We start from the raw sequence: 17929 nt of genomic DNA, 5'->3' as shown, positions 1-17929 counted from the left end.
ATTTCCGGATCACAATCCGATTACTTGCGGCCGGATCATCATCTCATCTCTTTGTTCGAGCATACCCTTTTTTGAAAACACCGCGGCACTTTTCCAGATCAAGATACGGCTGCGTCCCGCCCTTGAAAAGCGGAGGATGCCTCCGTATATGAAAATCAACGCCAGACCGGGACATACCCGCCGATCCCCTTCGGCGGTTGCGAACTGATTTTCACCATAGCATTGATCGGAGCCCTGCATGAACCTCTCCATCGGCCTCACCGTGAATGGTGTACGGCGGGACGTCGAGCTTTCAGACCCGCGCGTCACGCTGCTCGACCTCCTGCGAGAGCGCCTCGATCTCACCGGCACCAAAAAGGGATGCGACCGCGGTCAATGCGGAGCCTGCACAATTCTGGTCGACGGTCGTCGTATCAACTCGTGCCTCGCTTTGGCGGTGAGTCACGACGGCGCCGATATCCTCACCATCGAAGGCGTCGCGCGCGGCGACCAGCTGCATCCGGTGCAGGCCGCCTTCATCGCGCATGACGGCTTTCAGTGCGGCTTTTGCACGCCCGGCCAGATCATGAGCGCGATCGGCCTGATCGAGGAAGCCCAGGCCGGCAACGACCCCGAGCGTATCCGCGAATGCATGAGCGGAAACCTGTGCCGGTGCGGCGCCTATGCGGGCATCACCAAAGCGGTGCTCGACGCCCAGCAAACGCTCGCCACCGCCAACCAGAGGCGCTCCGCATGAAAAACTTCGAATATGTCCGGCCCGCGACCGTTCCGGACGCCATCGCCGCCGCGGCCGCACCAGGTGCTGCCTATCTCGCCTCCGGCACCAACCTGCTCGACTTGATGAAGGGCGGCGTCACCCGTCCGGACCGCCTGGTCGACGTCACGCGGCTGCCCGGGCTCGACCGCATCGAACGGACGACCGACGGCGGCATCCGCATCGGTGCGCTGGTTCGCAACGCCGATCTCGCACACGATCCGGATTTTGCAAGATCGTATCCGGCGGTGGCCGAGGCGTTGTTGTCGGGCGCTTCCGCCCAACTTCGCAACGCCGCGACCGTCGGCGGCAATCTGTTGCAGCGAACGCGTTGCGGGTATTTCTACGATACTGCCAGCGCCTGCAACAAACGCGAACCAGGCACCGGCTGCGATGCCCGCAACGGCGAGAACCGGCTGCACGCCGTGCTCGGCTGGAGCGAGGCCTGCATCGCCACCCACCCATCGGATTTCTGCGTGCCGCTGGTCGCACTCGACGCGGTCGTCGAGATCGAAGGCAGAAGCGGCCGGCGCGAAGTCGCGCTCGAGGCACTTCATTGTCTGCCCGGCGATACGCCTGCGCGGGAAAGTCTGCTCGAGCCCGGCGATTTGATCGTCGCGCTGCGGCTGCCGGCCGCGGCCCGTGCGTTCTCGGCGCATGCCCGCTATCTCAAAATCCGCGAACGCACCTCCTATGCTTTCGCCATCGTCTCGGCCGCTGCTTGCCTGCGGATCGAAGCGGGCAAAATCAGCGATGCGCGGCTCGCACTCGGCGGCGTCGCCGCCAAACCCTGGCGCGCCCATGCGGCGGAAAAGATCCTTGTCGGGGCTAGCGCCGATACGGCCAGTTTCCGCCCCGCGGCCGAAGCGGCACTGACGGAAGCAAAACCTTCCGGCGAGAATCTATTCAAGATCGAGCTGGCAAAACGCATCATCGTGCGGACGCTCACGCTCGCCGCCGCCGGAACGCCGGCGCGAATTCCCGCCCTCCCCGCTTCCCCCTTCGCATCCGTATCCGGAGTGCCCGCATGACGCCTGACATCAGACTTGCTGAAACCCCTGCCCATGCGCGGCATGGCTCGAATATCGGTCAGCCGCTGACCCGCCGTGAAGGCATTCTGAAGGTCAAGGGAGAAGCGCGTTACGCCGCCGACAACCATGCGCCCGGAATGCTCTATGCCGTTCTCGCGGTCAGCAGCATCGCCCGCGGGCGCGTGACTTCTCTCGACGTCCGGGCAGCCAAGGCCCACGCCGGCGTCGTCGAAGTCATGACCTCCGCCAACCGGCCAGCGCTCGCCGAGGATCCCGACGCCAAGACCAACCCCTTCATGTTCCGGCTCGATCTCCTGCAGAACGATCAGGTTCGCTACGCCAACCAGCCGATCGCGGTCGTGATCGCCGAAACACTGGAGGCCGCGACCGAAGGTGCCGCCCTGCTCGCGCCGCGATACGACGTGCTGCCGGCCCGCATCGGGCTGGACAGCGGCGAAAGTTTCGTTCCGCCTGTCGTGGGCGTCGGCAATCCTTCCGAAATGCGGCGCGGCGATGTGGAAGCGGGTTTGGCCACGGCGTCGAAGCGCATCGATGCGACCTACGAGACGCCGGCCCAGTACCACAATGCCATGGAGCCGCACGCCATCGTCGCTGTGTGGGACGGCGATAAGCTCTCGATCGATACGCCGAGCCAGGGTCTCGCCATCGCCCAGGGGCGGCTCGCGGGAATATTCGGCATCTCGCCGGACAATATCCATATCCGCAGCCCCTTCCTCGGCGGCGGCTTCGGCTCCAAGGGCCTGATATCCGGGCCGCAGGTGCTCGGCATCCTGGCGGCGCGGCTGGTCAATAAGCCGGTGAAACTCGTGCTGCGCCGTGAACACATGTACGGGCCGGTGGGCCATCGCTCGGCCTCCCGCCAACGGCTTCGCATCGGCCTCGACGGCGACGGCTTGCTGACCGCGATCGACCATCACGCCAGGGTCGCAACCAGCAGCTTCGATGATTTCTACGAGCCGGCCGCCGACGCCTCGCATACGCTCTACGCGAGCCCCGCCATCGCCACGTCGCACGAGGCGGTTCGCCTCGACACCGGCACGCCGCTGTTCATGCGCGCTCCCGGCGAGGCCACCGGATCGATTGCGCTGGAGAGCGCGATCGACGAGGCGGCATGGGCCTGCCGAATCGACCCTCTCACCATCCGCCTCAAGAACTATGCCGAGGTCGAGCCGATCTCCGGCAAGCCGTTTTCGTCGAAGGCGCTGCGTCAATGCTACGCGCAGGGCGCCGAGCGCTTCGGCTGGGCCAGGCGTCCGCTCGACCCACGCCAGATGCGTGACGACGCCGGCCTGCTCGTCGGCTGGGGCATGGGCACGGCGACCTTTCCCGCACTGATGTTTGCGGCCGAGGCGCGCGCGGCGGTGCGCAGCGACGGCTCGGGGCTGATGGAGATCGGAGCCCACGACATGGGCCAGGGCGCCTGGACCGCGCTCGCGCAGATCGCGGCCGATGGGCTCGGGCTCGACATCGATCAAGTGGAGTTCAGGTCGGGCACCTCGGATCTGCCGGACGCCGGCATCGCCGGCGGCTCGGCCCACACCGCGACCGCCGGCATGGCGATCCACAATGCAGGCGCAGCGGTAATCGCCAAACTCGCCGATCTCGCCACCGGCGACGAGCGCTCACCTCTGTTCGGCGCGGGCAATGCAGGCGTGACCGCGCGCGACGGACGGCTGTTCCGCCGCGACGATGAAATGCGCAGCGAGAGCTATGTCGATATTCTCACGCGCGCCGGCCTTGCGCAGATCGAGGCCAGCGGCAAGGGCGGCCCCGACCCCGCGGCGCAATCGACCTACGCGATGCATGCCCACGGCGCCGTGTTCGCCGAGGTCAAGGTGGATCCTGATCTGGGCCAGATTCGCGTCACCCGCATGGTCGGCGCGTTCGCCGTGGGACGGATCATCAATCCCCGAATGGTGCAGAGCCAGATTTTCGGCGGCATGATCTGGGGCATGTCCTTTGCCCTGCACGAACAGGCCGTCACCGACCGCCGCTCCGGCCGGATCCTCAACGCCGACTTCGCCGAGTACCACGTCCCGGTCAACGCCGACGTGCCGCCGATGGAGGCCCTGATGATCGACGAATACGATCCCCACGTGAATGCGCTGGGCATCAAGGGCGTCGGTGAAATCGGTATCACCGGCTCGGCCGGCGCGGTCGCCAACGCTGTCTGGCACGCCACGGGCACGCGGGTGCGTCGCTTCCCGATCGGGATCGACGACCTCGTGACGACGGGTTAAGGCTCGCAACCGAGGAACTTCGAAGAGAATGCCGCGAGGTCTTCGACTTGGCGGCATTTTGTTTGGGAAAGTGGGTCCAATCCTCGGGCAGATTCCCGCGATGGGCCTGATGGGCGTCATCGAAAATCGGCTCGCGTCTGATACGCTCCGGGGATGACGAACCCGGGTCCAAATGTCCAGCAACTGACCGCACACGCCATTCTGCTCGGCGACCGCATCAATACGGCAGGCTTCGAGGGCCAGGTCCTGTCGAGCGCGCCCCTGGCGGTACGGGTCGGCTCAAACGGCATGGCCGTGCTGTTTCGCTACGGCGTTGTGGTGTTCATCGGTCTGTCGGTCGCCGAGGAGACGGAATTTCTCGAGCGTTTGCAGGCTCGCACCTTCGGCAAGATCACGCCTCGCGAGGAAGAGTGGGCAAAGATCCAGGTCGCAAAGGAGGCCGAAGAACCGATCCCGGTCGGCGGACCGATTCAGGTGCGGGAATTCTCCCTGGAACGGCTGCTCGTCGTGTCCGACGCGCTGGCCAAGAGCGTCGTGCTCGGGCGCGACGAAAGGGAGGTGACCAACGTATTCGATACGATCGAGCCATTCGCGCGCGAACTCGCCAATTTCGGGAAGACGTCGAGAAACCGGACCGACCTTCTCAAGCTGATGGGTAACGCCTTGCTGGTTCAGCATCGCCTGTCAGGCCGGGTCGCCGTCGGCGAGAAGCCGGACGTGCTGTGGGACCGGCCCGATCTCGAGCGGCTCTATGCGCGGCTGGAGGACGAATATGAGTTGAGCGAACGCGCGGAGACCTTGAATCGGAAGCTGGAGGTCATTGCAGACACCGCCAGCCGGCTCGCCGACATCGTCGATACCAAGCGCTCGCTGCGGCTGGAGATGATCGTGATATTCCTGATCGCGTTCGAAATCGTGGTCACGTTCTACGAGATCTATGCCCGCAATGGGCATTGAGCGCCGATTGGCAAGGAAGCGCCTGCCGCATTTCGCCGAAGCCACATTGATCGAAGTCAAACCGTCGGCGGAATAAAGGCGCTTAATCGCCGTCTCGTCGATCGGCGGATTTGAAACGTGACCGACTCCAGGGGGAAGAACTCCGACCACCCGATCCGCCGTCCGAGCGCGGATCGTGATGCCGTCAGCGCGGTAGAAATGTCGGAAGGCATGACGGCCGCGGTCGATGCCTGGGCGGAAGCGCATGACATGGCCCGCTCCGAGGCGATCAGGCAATTGGTGCAGCTTGGCCTGAACGCGTCGACCTCGGCGGTTCCGCCGGTTTCGGCCCGGCGCGATCCCGTCGATATCGAAAGTCTGGCGGTCCGTCAGATTGACCAATTGCTCGATCCGTCGATTCCCGCCGCGGAACGCGAACGCCGCATCCGGCGGCTCACGGAGGGTCCACCGGAATTCGCCGACGAACGCATCGACCTGCGAAAACCCAGGGAATGAACTGAAACATGACCTACCACGACGCCATCAATGACAGCGTCTTGCTGCGGCCGCAGGGGCGCGATGTCCCCAAGCAGCACAACGTCTATTCGATTACCGCGCGCCTGCCGACTGAGGCGGACGGACGCGCGTGCTATCGCATCAAGAGCGAGACCGAGAAGGTCGAGCGCGTGGTGACCGGGGAGCAAATCAGCCAGCTGGGCTGAGCGGCGGCAGGTTCGATTGGTTTGCTAGCGCCAGCGCCTAGGCCGCGTGCCGCTGGGTTGCGTTTGTTTCATGACAGCCGACCAGCCGGACAAATTTTTGCGGATGCATGTCATGGCCGTGGCAGTCGGCAGCGTCTTGCTGTGACATCGGACCCTGCGCGCCGCCCTCTGCGATCGGATCTTTCTTTTGCTGAAGTTCGGCGGGTACCCGGCTCAGGTTGGACGTGATCATCGACAGCTCCTCGCATCCTGGAATTGACGCGACGCACTCGTTCCTGGCGGTTAGCCAATAACGCCGAATGGTCCCGCTGAATTGATCCGGATCAATTCAGCGGCCGCCCGCCCTGGCTGTTCAATCTAGCTCCTAAATCTGCTTTTGTCTGCACCTTGCCGGGCGCAGCAGCGATCGCCGACCGCCTTCGAGCCGGCACGCTTTGGCTTAAGGACCGCTTTGCGCCATGGCGGCGCACCGACCCGCGCAGGCTTTTTCGCCGTATCGCCAATCGGTTGACTTGGGTCAAGACGCTTCGCGGCCGCGGTGGGCACATGATGCCATGCTGGCAGATTCCTCCAGAACTCAGTCCGGGACACCAATAACGGGATGGCGAATGCCTCGTGCTCATTTCCCCTCTCTGTTCTGCGGAAAAGCCGCCGAGTTGCCCGAACTCCGCGAACTTCAGCGGCTGGCGACGCAGGTTTATTTTCGTTCGGGAAAGACGATATCTTCAGAGCGGGCAGTCGCCGATACCGTCTTCGGACTTTCGCAAGGCGTGGTACGCCTCTACAAGCTGCTGCCGGAAGGACGCCGCCAGGTCCTGGCGTTTGCGTTGCCGGGCGATTTCCTCGGCATGCCGTTCGCCGACCGTTATAATTTTTCGGCCGACGCCATCGGCGAAGTGGCGCTGCGCCGGTATTCGCGCGACGACCTCACCAGGTTCTTTCAATCCAGCCCCAATATCATGCGGCTGATCATCGAATGAAGCTGGCCCAAAGCCCGATCGAAAAACACATTGTAATCCATGAGGCCCTCTTCCCCCCGGGGTCCCCTTACACTGCACGCTGCCAATTTCACGCATCAGAGCCGACATCCGGAATCATGGCCTTGATCCAGATCAGGAAATTGAGGACCGGCTAGGCGCCGTCCAATTGCGAGGCGATGGCATTCAGCTTCAGTTTCTCGCCTTCCGTCAGCGCCTCAGTCTCGGGAAGCCCCGGGCGCGCGGACCGGCGCAGGACCGAGAAGACGATCGCAAACACGCCGATGATCAATATCGCGAGCGGCGCGGCCCACAGGATCGCCGTATGCCAGCTCATCCGGGGCCTCAGCAGCACGAACTCGCCATAGCGCGCCACCATGTAGTCGACCACCTGGGTGTCGCTGTCGCCGGCCTTGAGGCGCTCGCGCACCAGCAGACGCAGATCGCGCGCCAGCGGCGCTTCGGAATCGTCGATCGACTGGTTCTGGCACACCATGCAACGCAGATCGTGCGAGATCGCCCGGGCGCGCGCCTCGAGCTTCGCATCGGGGAGAATTTCGTCCACCTGGACGGCATAGAGCGGCGGCGCACTGAACAGCGCCAGCGCCACCAGAAGAAACCGAACGCTCCGGACCATTCGACGTCCTTTAACCCGGGCCCAAGATCCTGTCCGAACTGGCCGCGGCGCGACCGCCCCGCGAGATGAAGAAATTCATTCCGCGGGCTGCGCCACGATCTTCGCCGCCGGCTTCGGCGCGCCGATCCGCAACCTGCGGTCCGACAATGACAGCGCGCCGCCGAAGGCCATCACCAGCGCCCCGAGCCAGATCAGCAGCACAAACGGCTTGTGATAGAGGCGCAGCGCGATCGAGCCGTCGGCATTGCTGTCGCCGAGCGAGAGATACAGCTGGCTGACACCGCGCGTCAGCAGCGCGGCCTCGGTGGTCGACATGCCATCGCGCGACGGGAACACCCGCTTCGACGGCTCCATGATTCCGATCACACTGTCTGCCTTGCGCACCGTGAAGTGCGCGGCGGTCTCGCGGTAATTCGAGCCGTCGCGGCTGACCATGCCGTCGAAAGTCAAATCGTAACCACTGATGGAAACGCTCTGCGTCGGTTTCAGCGCGATGATGCGTTCGCTTCCCCAGGTGCTTGCGCAGACAATTCCGATCATCGTGACGCCGAGTGCAAAATGCGCCACCGCCGTGCCCCAGGCCGAGCGCGGCAGACCGGCCGCGCGCCGTCCGATCTTTTCGATCGACAGGCTGCGCAGATCGACGCGTTCCGCGACGTCCGTCAGAGCGCCGGCCATCACGAACAAGGCAAGGCCAATACCGAACGGCGCCAGCACGGCTTTGGTGCCCGCGACGGCGAAGGTCGCGGCGAGCCCGACCATCGCGACCGCGCATGCCGCGAGCAGGCGCTGCGCGACCCCATAGAGATCGCCGCGCTTCCATGCCAGCAAGGGCCCGAACGGCACCGCGATCAGGAGCGGGATGAACAGCGGCCCGAAGGTGAGGTTGAAGAACGGCGCGCCGACCGAGATCTTGTCCCCGGTGAGCGCCTCGAGCACCAGCGGGTAGAGCGTGCCGACGAACACGGTGGCGCAAGCGGTCGCCAGAAACAGGTTATTGAACACCAGCGCGCTTTCGCGCGAGATCGGCGCGAACAGGCCGCCCTGCTTGAGCAGCGGCGCGCGCCAGGCGAACAGCGCGAGGCTGCCGCCGATGAACACCATCAGGATCACCAGGATGAAAAGGCCGCGCGCCGGATCGTTCGAGAAGGTATGGACCGAGGTCAACACCCCCGAGCGCACCAGGAAGGTGCCGATCAGCGACAGCGAGAAGGTGAGGATCGCCAGCAGGATGGTCCACACCTTGAGCGAATTTCGCTTTTCCATCACCACGGCCGAATGCAACAGCGCGGTGCCGGCGATCCACGGCATCAGCGACGCGTTCTCCACCGGGTCCCAGAACCACCAGCCGCCCCAGCCGAGTTCGTAATAGGCCCAGTAAGAGCCCATCGCGATGCCGAGCGTCAGGCACATCCAGGCGAGCAGCGTCCACGGCCGCACCCAGCGCGCCCACGCTGCATCGATGCGGCCTTCAATCAGGGCCGCGACCGCAAAGGAGAAGGCGATGGAGAAGCCGACATAGCCGAGATAGAGCATCGGCGGATGCACCGCGAGACCGAAATCCTGCAGGATCGGGTTGAGATCGCGGCCCTCGACCGGCACCTCGGCCAGCCGCCGGAACGGATTCGAGGTGAAGAGGATGAACAGATAGAAGGCGCACGCAATCCAGGACTGCACCGCCAGCACGTTGGCCTTGAGCGTGGACGGCAAATTGGTTCCGAACCACGCGACCAGCGCGCCGAACAGGGACAGGATCAACACCCACAGCAGCATCGAGCCTTCATGGTTGCCCCAGACGCTGGTGAACTTGTAGATCAGCGGCATCTGCGAATGCGAATTCTCGAACACATTGGCGACGGAAAAATCCGAGATCACGTAGCAGTAAGTGAGCGCGCCGAAGGCGATGGCCACGAAGGCGAATTGCGCCAGCGCGGTCGAGTCGGCGAGCTTCATCAGCGCCACGTCGCCGTTGCGGGCGCCGACGACCGGCGACCACGACTGGATCAGCGCCAGCGCCAGCGCCAGTACCAGCGCGTAGTGACCGAATTCAGCGATCATGACGAGGACTCCCGGTTCATCTCGCGCTCTGCTTGACGGGCGCCGCGGTCTCCTGCCAGTGCCCCTGCTTTTTCAGGGTATCGACGACTTCGCGCGGCATATAATTCTCGTCGTGCTTGGCGAGCACCGTATCGGCGGTGAAGGTGCCGCCCGGCTCGACATGACCCTCGGCGACGACGCCCTGTCCTTCGCGGAACAGGTCCGGCACGATGCCGCGGTAGCTGACCGGGATATCCCTGTTGCCGTCGGTCACCTCGAAGCGGATCTGCAGATTGTCGCCGCGCTCGAGGCTGCCCATCTTCACCATGCCGCCGAGGCGGATGCGCTTGCCCGGAGCGGCCTTGTTGTCGGCGATGTCGGTCGGAGAATTGAAGAACACGATCGAGTCGCGCAGCGAGCTCAGCACCAGTCCCACCGCGATGGCGAGGACGCCGAGGCTCGAGCCGATCAAAATCAGGCGCCGCTGTTTCCGTGTCATCAACCTTCCAGTCCGAGCTCTTTGGTCAGTTCGCCGATGCGGCGCAGACTATCATTGTTTGCGGCCAGCGCCGTGCGGGCATTGGCGGCCGCGGTCAGCGCCTTGTCGCGCTCGCCCAGCACCGAATAGGCCTTGATCAAGCGAAGCCAGCCATCGACGTCGGAGCCGTTTTCGGCCATGCGCTGGGCAAGCCGCGCAACCATACCCTCTATCATGTTGTTGCGCTCGGTCGGCGCCATCTGCGCGGCGGCGGCTACCTGGTTCGCGTCCGGCCCCGCCGGCGCGAGCTTTACCGCGCCCGGCGGGCCTTTCTCGCTGATCTCTGCCAGCGCCTCCTTGACCATCGGCAACCACTCCGCGCCCTGACGGGCGCTCGAGATCAGCGAGTTCCATCGCTTCGCCGCCTCGTCGAGGCGGCCTTCCTGCTTGGCGTTGAGCCCGAGATAATATTGCGCCATCACATCTTCGGGATCGGCGGCGTTGGCACGCTCGAACAGGCCCCTGGCCTCCGGGGTGACCGCGCCGTTGGAGGCCATGATGATGGCTTCGCCGAGATCCCCGAGCCGCGCGGCATCCGGGCCGAAGATCTCCAGCGCGTTGCGCCGCGCCTTGACGGCGTCATCGAAGCGTCCGAGACGAAGATAGACCGGGGCCAGCAACTCCCAGCCCCGACCGTTTTTCGGGTTGGCCTCGAGATATTTCTCGACGTCGGCGACGGTCTGCTCGATCCCCTTTGGGAGCTGCTGTCCGGAGGCTTCTGCATTCATGGAAACCGGGACCAGATTCGGCGAGCCCAGCGAAAGATAAATGAGGCCTGCGCCGAGCGGCAGCAGCAGGACGGCGGCGGCGATCGTTGCCCAGCGAGCGCGGCTGGCCGGAACAGGCGCAGCGGCGGCGTTTGCCGCCCTGGCAACTTCCGCGGCGGCGATCAGGCGGCGCGATACTTCGACCCGCGCGGCTTCGGCCTCCGCGCCGCCAACCAGGCCGGCAGTCTCGTCGCGATCGATCTCGTCGAGCTGGTCGCGGTAAACAGCAACGTCGCTTCCCGAACGGACGGACTTCTGACGGCGTGCGAGCGGCCACCAGACCGCGGCCATCGCCGTAAGCGTCATCAATGCAAGGATCGGCCAGAGGATCATTAAATCACTTTAACCAGCGCTGAAAGGCTTCGACTGCCCCCCGGGGCGGTCTTGTTAGCACAACCCCGCCGCATGGATACTAAATGGGCAGAGGTCAATCTTGACCTATGTCAGATGTTGATCGAACGACGCTCCGACTAGAGCTTCGGAGCGAGAAAGATCGCCCCATCCTCCGCCGGGAACCTCCGGAAAAGTCTACTTTTTTGCCGATTCGTTCGCCGGCTCGGCAGGAAGGCCTCCGTGGCAGTCGATGCGCGTCGCCCCTGCCTTCATCGCGGCCACCGTCATTTGAACGGCAGGCGGTTTGCGCGGATCCATCGACTCGACCGCATGGCGATTGCGGCATTCCCGCGAGTCGAGACGTTCATCGTTATGCTGGCGCCGCGGGCACCGAGCGCGATCCCAACATCGGCGCTGGCCAGCGCCGGCGCATCGTTGCGGCACGAGCGGCGATGCCGGCCGCCAGGCCGGTAACCGCGATGATGACGAGTGCCCACCGCAGGACGCGCTCAAATGCCATTGCTCATTCCATGCCGATGAAACCTTGCCCGACTTCTTGCCGAAAACACACCCGTAGCACTTGATTGAAATCAAGCGCGAGGGACCGTATTGCAGCGATGTGCAAGCAGAAATGAAGTGCAGTTCAGGCGGTGTTGCCGGCGTCGATGGTCAACACGCTGCCGGTGATGTTGCGGCCACCATCGCCCAGGAGATATTCGACCATACGGGCGACATCGTCGGTGTCCGGCAGCCGGCGCAAGGCGCTGCGGCCGGCGATACGCTTGCGCTGATCGTCCGAGAGGGTTTGCGTCAGCTCGGTATCGATGAAGCCGGGCGCGATCGCGTTGACGGTGATCCCGAGCTTGCCGACTTCGCGCGCCAGGGACCGGGTGAAGCCGGTCGCGGCGGCCTTGGTGGCGCCATAGACCGACAGGCCGTTATAGCCTGTGGAGGCGATGATCGAGGACATGTTGATGATGCGGCCGGCGCCGTCGGCCATCATGTGGCGCACGACATATTTCGTCAGTATCACCGGCGAGAGCACGTTGAGACGCACCAGCGCCTCGATATCAGTGTTGTGCATGGTGGCGAGCAGGCCCTCGCTGCCGATGCCGGCATTGTTGACGAGGCCGTAGATCGCGCCGAATTCGTCGCGCAATCCCTTCACGAACACCGGAATGGCGTCGGTCGCGCTGAGATCGAATGCCCTGAAATGAAGACCGCCTCTGCCTTGCTGCACCACGCCGTGGCTGACTTCGCGTAGCTCCTCGCTCTCGCGCCGTGCCACCGCGATCACATTATAGCCGGCCGCAGCCAGCCGCCGCGCGATGGCAAGGCCAATGCCGCGGCTGCCGCCGGTCACCACCACATTATGCATCGGTTCGCGCCAGCTTTCCGGCCGCCGTGATGTCCAGGGCGTCCACGAATTTGATCATCGCGGGCACCTTGTGCGACGGCAGCTGGGCCCGGCAGTCCGCCAGAATCTTCTTCCGGATCTCGTCGCCGCGGCTGGCGTCGCAGCCATCGGCCAGGATGACATCGACGACCACGATCGAACCGGTGATCGGGCTCTTGCGCGATCTGGCGCGCGACATCCGCACCTCATCATGGCGGTTGATGACGGCCTCGATCTCCTCGGGATGAACCTTCAAGCCGCCGATATTGATGATGCCGCCACGCCTTCCGGCGAAGTGATAGCGGTCGCCGCGCAGTTCCACCATGTCGCCGGTATCGACGAAGCCGTCGCCGTCGGTGAGCGCTGCCGCGTCGCGACCGACATAGGCATGCGCTGTCCGCGTCGAGCGGATCCGCAGCGCTCCGTCCACGACCCTCATTTCGACGCCATCGCGGTTGATCCCGATCATGCTGGCGGGAAAGCCCTCGAGGCCATCATTGACGGCAAAGCCGACGCCCGCCTCGGTCGAAGCGTAAGCGTGCCCGATCGAGGCGTCGGGAAAGGCCTTGCGCAGACCATCGAGCACCGCCTGGTCGGCGATTTCACCGGACAGCCGGACATAGCGTGGAGAAAAGCCCGAAGCCGCGCCGCTCATCAGAAGCTTGCGCCAATGCGACGGCGTGCCGGAGATGTGCGTGACGCCCATGGCATTGAGGCGGGCGACGTGATCGGCGAGCGCCTCGCCGGGCTCGGTCAGCACCATCGAGCCGCCGCTGAGGATGGCGCGCAGGAAAATCTGGAGGCCGCCATAGCGCCTGATGTCGTAGAAGGTCGCCCACACCGGCGGGGTGCCGCGGGCCGGACCGTCGGCGACGATCGCGCCGGTCAGTGCCTCCAGCGTATGGCCGACGATCTTCGGTACGCCCGAAGTGCCGGACGTCAGCATCAGCCATTCGGTCGCGCGCTCGGTCTTTGCCTTGGTGCCGCGGCGCTCGGGCGCACGGGCCGCCATCACCAGATAAACGCCGACATCCGCCCAGCGTGATGGCTGGTCGGTGACGATGGCATCGATTTCGGCTTCGTCGATCAGGGTTTGAACGTGATCGGCCCTAAGATCCGGCGGACACAGCAGCATTCGCCGCGCCACGCCGTCGAGTTCCGTCATCGCTAGCGCCGATATCAGCTGATCGGAAACGGCGAGCAGCACCGAGCGGCCGGAGAGCTCGCCAAAGCGGCCGACCAGGCAAGTCTGTTCAAGGATGTCCGTCAGTGACACGACCCGCCGCCCATCCGAAATGGTGCGGCCCTTCAGCTCCGGACCGAGATAGTCGCGGAGCGTGAAGATTTCACGCGGGGACATTTTCGTAGGCCCTGACGAAATCACCTACCGTGAGCGGAAACGCAACGTCCTCCGATATCGTGAACGGATCGATGCCGAGGTCATCCTCGAGCCGCGCAACCAGGATCGCAAAGCCGAGCGAATCGAAACCGGTTTCGTGCAGCGACAGTTCGTCGGTAAGCGGCGGCAAGGTCACCTGCTGTTCCGTGGCGATCTGCTGCATCGCTGAGATAATCCTTAACCTTACCGACATGGTCTCTTTCGCCTTCCGATCGATTGGAAGCGGTCATGATAGTGCGAAAACGTGAAGCAAACCGGTCATGCGCCGATCTTTCGCGTTCATTGGTAAATGCGATGGTTGACAAAATGCTTCGATTTCGCCGGAACATGGAACCGAATCCGGCGAGATCGTTGGCGCGCGACCGCGGGCCCGACGCTCGTCACCGACATGCATAGAGCCGGCAGCGACTACAGTCGGATCGAACCATCCAGAATGCGCGCATAGTTCGCGGCGGCGAGTTCGCGATAGGCGCCCGACGCCGGGTCCCGGAAGAACAGCGGATCCGTCACCAGCCGCGGATCGAATCCCTCGCGGGCCAGCTGCTGCTTCTTCTGCTTGAAGGTTTCGGTGGTGTCGAGTGCAGCGCAAAGTCGAATAACGACCGGGTGGGCATAGACCGGCAGCCGGCGCGACAGATGATCTGCGAGTTGCGCAAGATCAAAACCCTCATCGACCACGATCGCGGCCATTCCGGCGCGGCCGTCGGCGCCGGGGACAGCGACGCCATAGGTGGCGGCATCGACGACGCCCGGGCTGTCCGTAACCGCCGCGTTCACTTCCGACGTCGCGACATTCTCGCCTTTCCAGCGGAAGGTGTCGCCGACCCGGTCGACAAAGTGGAAGAAGCCGGCGGCGTCGAGCTTCATCAGGTCGCCGGTGCGAAACCAGGCATCGCCTTTCGCGAAAACATCGCGCAGCACTTTCTTCTCGGTCTCCTCGGCATCGGTATAACCCTCGAAGCGGCCACCGCCCTCGTCGGCCACGCCGATGCGGCCGACGGCTTCACCGGCTTCGCCGCGGACGCAGGCCATGCAAAGGCCGTCTTCGCCGCGGACCGGCGCGCCGGAATCCATGTCGACGCGGACGATCGCGGCCGGAAAGCGATGCGCCAGCAACGGCGGAATCCGGCCGATCGCGCCCGGCTTGCCCTCGACATTGTAGAGCGAGAAATTACCCTCGGTGGCGGCATAGAATTCAAGGACCTGCGGAATCGCAAAGCGTGCCTGAAACGCCTCCCAGATATCGCCGCGCAGACCGTTGCCGCAGGCGAGCCGGAGCCGATGGCCGGTTTCGTATTCGGACGGCGGCGCCCGCAGCAGATAGCGGCAGAGCTCGCCGATATACTGGAACAGCGTGCAGTCCCAGCGCACGATGTCGTGCCAAAACTCGCTCGCCGAAAATTTGTCCGCCAGCACCACCGAGCCGCCCGCGCAGAGCATGCTGCAGGGTGCGACGATGCCGCCGACGCTGTGATAGACCGGCAGGCAATCGTACAGCCGGTCGTCGATGGAAGCACCCGTAAGTCCGGCAAACCAGCCGCCCCAGTTCAGGATGCGGCGATGGCTGATGCTGGCGGCCTTCGGCAGGCCGGTGGTGCCGGAAGTGTAGATCAACAGCGCGCGACCGTTGATGGTAACGGCCCGCCGCTCGGACGGCTGAAGCGGGATGGCGTCCATGGCGTCCAGCATGGCATCGATGCTGGCGTCGTTGCCGCGGCTGCCGTGGATCCAGATTTTCGGCGCGCGGTTCAGATAGGGCAGCGCGGTTTCGAAGACGCCGCCGAGTTCGTCCGCGAGGATGACATGGTCGGCATCCGCGACGTTGATGCAGTGGGATAGCGACAGCCCGACCAGCCTGGTGTTGATCAGTGCCACCACGCCGCCGACTTTGGTGATGCCGAGCCAGGCGGCGATGTAATCCGGCCGGCTCGGCATGATCAGGCACACGGTATCGCCGGCTTCAATTCCCGCCGACAACGCCCAGCGCGCATAACGATTGATCCGCTCGGCCAGCGTGCGGTAACTGAAGGTCTCGGTCTCCGAAATCAACGCGGGACGGTCCGGCTGCTCGTTCGACCAATCCTCCACCACGTCGGCAAATAATCGGGACGGATTGGCCTCGATGCGCGAGGTGAGCTCGATCGCCTTCAGCCAGCTCTTGGCGGCCGACGGTTTTGCGCGCGGCGACGTGTTCTCAGGTGGCGCCCATTGTTCGGTGGTTTCTGCGCTCATGGCCAAAGTGGCTGCTGTTCCCCGGGCTATAATTCGATCCCGGACAGCTATAGACCGCACTTGGCTGACCAGGCGTTAATCAGGACAGTAAAGACCGCGTTGCTGTTGCCAGGAATTTGCAGGCTGATTAAAGCGCCGGCAATCGCCTGCGCGGCGCGCATTCTTGGCGCTGTCGACCGCACCCGAATTTTACCACGATGACGGGAACGGCGTGCGGCGCAGCACGAATCTTGCAATATCGGCCTCGACAAGAAATGAGAGGCCGCGATGATCAACAAACGAGCTTTCCTCCACTCGGCCGCGGGCTTCGGAATGACGTTTGTCGCCGGCCTGGCGGCGCCGGCGCGGGCTGAGCAGGCTTACCCATCTCATCCCGTGCGCTGGATCGTCCCCTACGCCGCGGGCGGCGCCACCGACGTGCTGTCGCGTTTGGTCTGCCAGCGCCTGTCGGAGCGGCTGGGCCAGCCCTTCATCGTCGAGAACAAACCGGGCGCCGGCAGCAATATCGGCACCCAGGCGGTAATCGCCTCGCCGCCCGACGGCTACACCTTGCTGCTCACCTCTACCGCGAACGCGATCAACGCCTCGTTCGACCCGACGCTGCCGTTCGACTTCGCCAAGGGCATTGCGCCGGTTGCCGGCGTCGCCCGCATTCCGCTGGTGCTGGTGATCAACAACGACCTTCCCGTCCACACCATCGCGGAATTCATCACCTATGCCAAAGCCAATCCGGGCAAGATGAGCATCGCATCCTCCGGCATTGGCACCTCGCTGCATCTGTCCGGCGAATTGTTCAAGGCGATGGCCGGCGTCCAGTTCGTTCACGTGCCCTATCGCGGCTCGGCGCCGGGCCTCACCGACGTGATGAGCGGGCAGATCCAGGGCATGTTCGACAACGTCACCTCCTCGTTCGAATTCGTGCGAACCGGAAAGCTGCGCGCACTTGGCGTGACCACGAAAGAGCGGTCGGACACGATGCCGGACGTGCCGCCGATCGGCGACACCCTGCATGGCTATGAAACCAGCTCGTTCTACGGCGTCGGGGCTCCCCACGGCATGCCGCAGGAGATCGTCGATCTCCTCAACAAGGAAATCAACGCGGCGCTTGCCGACCCCAACATCAAGCAGCGGCTCGGCGACCTCGGCGCGATTCCGATTGCCGGCAACGCCAGGGAATTCACCGCCATGCTCACCACCGAAACCGAGCGCTGGCGCAAGGTGGTGGAAATGTCGGGGCAGAAGAAGGAGTGAGGGACGGCTTGCCGCGTCGATCCATGGTGATCGAACGCCGATGATCCGTTAAGGTGCCGGACATGGGCGCATTAGCGACCGTCCGCGCCTGGCCGAAGGCATGGCATGAAACAGCCTTCTGAAGTTGGCAAGCTGGCCAGGGCCGTGTCGGGCCAGAGAGCCGGATTGACCGTCAGGGAGATGGCGCAAGTCCGAGCGATTGCCGCAACGGCGAATCTGCGTACCGGCTCCAGACGCAGGGCGCTGCTGTTCGGCGGCGCGAATGCCGCGGCGGCGGCGGCGCTGGCGAAGAGATTGGGGCGCGATCTCCTTCGTGTCGACCTCTCCGCGGTGGTGAGCAAATACATCGGCGAAACTGAAAAGAATCTTGACCGAGTATTCTCCGACGCCGCTGCCAACGGTGCTCTACTGCTTTTCGACGAGGCCGAAGCGCTGTTCGGAAAGCGCACGAGCGTGAAGGATGCACACGACCGTTATTCGAAAATCGAAATCAACGATCTCCTGCAACGCATCGAGGCGTATGATGGAATAGTCGTCCTTGCGAGCGGTTCGAGACTGCCCCTGTCGATCACCTCGCGGCGCCGAGTGTTCATCTGCGGATTTCCGCCGCGTGCGGGGAAGTTACGCTAAGGCGTTTTCAAGCGAAGTGGATACCGGT

The 17929-nt window shown here is 64.2% G+C and carries 21 protein-coding genes; 9 read left to right on the top strand and 12 right to left on the bottom strand.

Annotated features, from left to right (window positions below):
* Window positions 1-9: 9 nt before the first annotated feature.
* Complete coding sequence (locus B5525_RS16525) at window positions 10-240, bottom strand: hypothetical protein (protein WP_154073263.1); 231 nt, start codon at window positions 238-240, stop codon at window positions 10-12.
* On the opposite strand from B5525_RS16525, the gene B5525_RS16520 reads away from it, so the two are divergent.
* The 6 genes from B5525_RS16520 (at window position 239) to B5525_RS16495 (ending at window position 5704) form a co-directional block, all read left to right on the top strand.
* Entirely contained in the window at window positions 239-736 is a 498-nt protein-coding gene (locus tag B5525_RS16520; protein WP_079566959.1) for a (2Fe-2S)-binding protein, read from the top strand. The genes B5525_RS16525 and B5525_RS16520 overlap by 2 nt on opposite strands.
* Window positions 733-1785: an FAD binding domain-containing protein gene (locus B5525_RS16515; protein ID WP_079566958.1), complete on the top strand. Its 1053-nt coding sequence runs from the start codon at window positions 733-735 to the stop codon at window positions 1783-1785. The genes B5525_RS16520 and B5525_RS16515 overlap by 4 nt, the downstream gene beginning before the upstream one ends.
* On the top strand, window positions 1782-4046 hold the full coding sequence (locus B5525_RS16510; RefSeq protein WP_079566957.1) for a xanthine dehydrogenase family protein molybdopterin-binding subunit: 2265 nt from the start codon (window positions 1782-1784) through the stop codon (window positions 4044-4046). Before B5525_RS16515 ends, B5525_RS16510 begins: the two co-directional genes overlap by 4 nt.
* A 153-nt stretch (window positions 4047-4199) precedes the next feature.
* Window positions 4200-5003, top strand: coding sequence for an RMD1 family protein (locus B5525_RS16505; protein WP_079566956.1), 804 nt, complete (start codon window positions 4200-4202; stop codon window positions 5001-5003).
* A 117-nt stretch (window positions 5004-5120) separates the two neighbouring features.
* Window positions 5121-5498: a hypothetical protein gene (locus B5525_RS16500; RefSeq protein WP_079566955.1), complete on the top strand. Its 378-nt coding sequence runs from the start codon at window positions 5121-5123 to the stop codon at window positions 5496-5498.
* Window positions 5499-5506: 8 nt separating this feature from the next.
* Entirely contained in the window at window positions 5507-5704 is a 198-nt protein-coding gene (locus B5525_RS16495; RefSeq protein WP_079566954.1) for a hypothetical protein, read from the top strand.
* Window positions 5705-5741: 37 nt separating this feature from the next.
* Here the strand turns inward: B5525_RS16495 and B5525_RS16490 are convergent, their stop codons facing one another.
* Window positions 5742-5936 carry a hypothetical protein gene (locus B5525_RS16490; protein ID WP_079566953.1) on the bottom strand — a complete coding sequence of 65 codons (195 nt, stop codon included), beginning with the start codon at window positions 5934-5936 and terminating at the stop codon, window positions 5742-5744.
* 376 nt (window positions 5937-6312) lie between these two features.
* On the opposite strand from B5525_RS16490, the gene B5525_RS16485 reads away from it, so the two are divergent.
* The gene (locus B5525_RS16485) at window positions 6313-6684 is read left to right on the top strand and encodes a Crp/Fnr family transcriptional regulator (RefSeq protein WP_172899899.1); all 372 of its coding nucleotides are present in this window, start codon (window positions 6313-6315) and stop codon (window positions 6682-6684) included.
* A gap of 151 nt (window positions 6685-6835) precedes the next feature.
* Here B5525_RS16485 and B5525_RS16480 read toward each other — a convergent pair whose 3' ends face one another.
* The 10 genes from B5525_RS16480 to B5525_RS16445 all read right to left on the bottom strand — a co-directional run bounded on the left by B5525_RS16480 (window position 6836) and on the right by B5525_RS16445 (window position 16020).
* Window positions 6836-7318 (bottom strand): cytochrome c-type biogenesis protein, encoded by a 483-nt coding sequence (locus B5525_RS16480; RefSeq protein WP_079566951.1) that lies wholly within the window; start codon window positions 7316-7318, stop codon window positions 6836-6838.
* 75 nt (window positions 7319-7393) lie between these two features.
* Window positions 7394-9376 carry a heme lyase CcmF/NrfE family subunit gene (locus B5525_RS16475; protein WP_079566950.1) on the bottom strand — a complete coding sequence of 661 codons (1983 nt, stop codon included), beginning with the start codon at window positions 9374-9376 and terminating at the stop codon, window positions 7394-7396.
* A gap of 16 nt (window positions 9377-9392) precedes the next feature.
* A complete protein-coding gene (ccmE, locus tag B5525_RS16470) occupies window positions 9393-9854 on the bottom strand; it encodes a cytochrome c maturation protein CcmE (RefSeq protein ID WP_079566949.1) in 462 nt (153 codons plus the stop codon).
* The gene (gene ccmI / locus B5525_RS16465; protein WP_079566948.1) at window positions 9854-10993 is read right to left on the bottom strand and encodes a c-type cytochrome biogenesis protein CcmI; all 1140 of its coding nucleotides are present in this window, start codon (window positions 10991-10993) and stop codon (window positions 9854-9856) included. Before ccmI ends, ccmE begins: the two co-directional genes overlap by 1 nt.
* 195 nt (window positions 10994-11188) lie before the next feature.
* Window positions 11189-11311 carry a hypothetical protein gene (locus B5525_RS47825; RefSeq protein WP_425305270.1) on the bottom strand — a complete coding sequence of 41 codons (123 nt, stop codon included), beginning with the start codon at window positions 11309-11311 and terminating at the stop codon, window positions 11189-11191.
* A gap of 52 nt (window positions 11312-11363) precedes the next feature.
* The gene (locus tag B5525_RS46330) at window positions 11364-11513 is read right to left on the bottom strand and encodes a hypothetical protein (RefSeq protein ID WP_244567922.1); all 150 of its coding nucleotides are present in this window, start codon (window positions 11511-11513) and stop codon (window positions 11364-11366) included.
* Between the two features lie 123 nt (window positions 11514-11636).
* On the bottom strand, window positions 11637-12371 hold the full coding sequence (locus tag B5525_RS16460) for an SDR family NAD(P)-dependent oxidoreductase (RefSeq protein ID WP_079566947.1): 735 nt from the start codon (window positions 12369-12371) through the stop codon (window positions 11637-11639).
* Entirely contained in the window at window positions 12364-13749 is a 1386-nt protein-coding gene (locus tag B5525_RS16455; protein ID WP_079566946.1) for a class I adenylate-forming enzyme family protein, read from the bottom strand. The genes B5525_RS16460 and B5525_RS16455 overlap by 8 nt, the downstream gene beginning before the upstream one ends.
* The gene (locus tag B5525_RS16450; RefSeq protein ID WP_079566945.1) at window positions 13736-13981 is read right to left on the bottom strand and encodes an acyl carrier protein; all 246 of its coding nucleotides are present in this window, start codon (window positions 13979-13981) and stop codon (window positions 13736-13738) included. The genes B5525_RS16455 and B5525_RS16450 overlap by 14 nt, the downstream gene beginning before the upstream one ends.
* A 215-nt stretch (window positions 13982-14196) precedes the next feature.
* Window positions 14197-16020 carry a long-chain-acyl-CoA synthetase gene (locus B5525_RS16445; RefSeq protein WP_079566944.1) on the bottom strand — a complete coding sequence of 608 codons (1824 nt, stop codon included), beginning with the start codon at window positions 16018-16020 and terminating at the stop codon, window positions 14197-14199.
* Between the two features lie 267 nt (window positions 16021-16287).
* On the opposite strand from B5525_RS16445, the gene B5525_RS16440 reads away from it, so the two are divergent.
* Together B5525_RS16440 and B5525_RS16435 are read left to right on the top strand one after the other, a co-directional pair.
* Complete coding sequence (locus tag B5525_RS16440; RefSeq protein ID WP_079566943.1) at window positions 16288-17271, top strand: Bug family tripartite tricarboxylate transporter substrate binding protein; 984 nt, start codon at window positions 16288-16290, stop codon at window positions 17269-17271.
* A 105-nt stretch (window positions 17272-17376) separates the two neighbouring features.
* Window positions 17377-17901: an AAA family ATPase gene (locus B5525_RS16435; protein ID WP_079566942.1), complete on the top strand. Its 525-nt coding sequence runs from the start codon at window positions 17377-17379 to the stop codon at window positions 17899-17901.
* The last annotated feature ends 28 nt before the right edge of the window (window positions 17902-17929 follow it).

The organism is Bradyrhizobium erythrophlei, assembly GCF_900129505.1.
Classification (GTDB): Bacteria; Pseudomonadota; Alphaproteobacteria; order Rhizobiales; family Xanthobacteraceae; genus Bradyrhizobium; species Bradyrhizobium erythrophlei_D.
The sequence above is the reverse complement of the archived record's forward strand: the minus strand, read 5'-3'. Positions and strand labels throughout refer to the sequence as shown.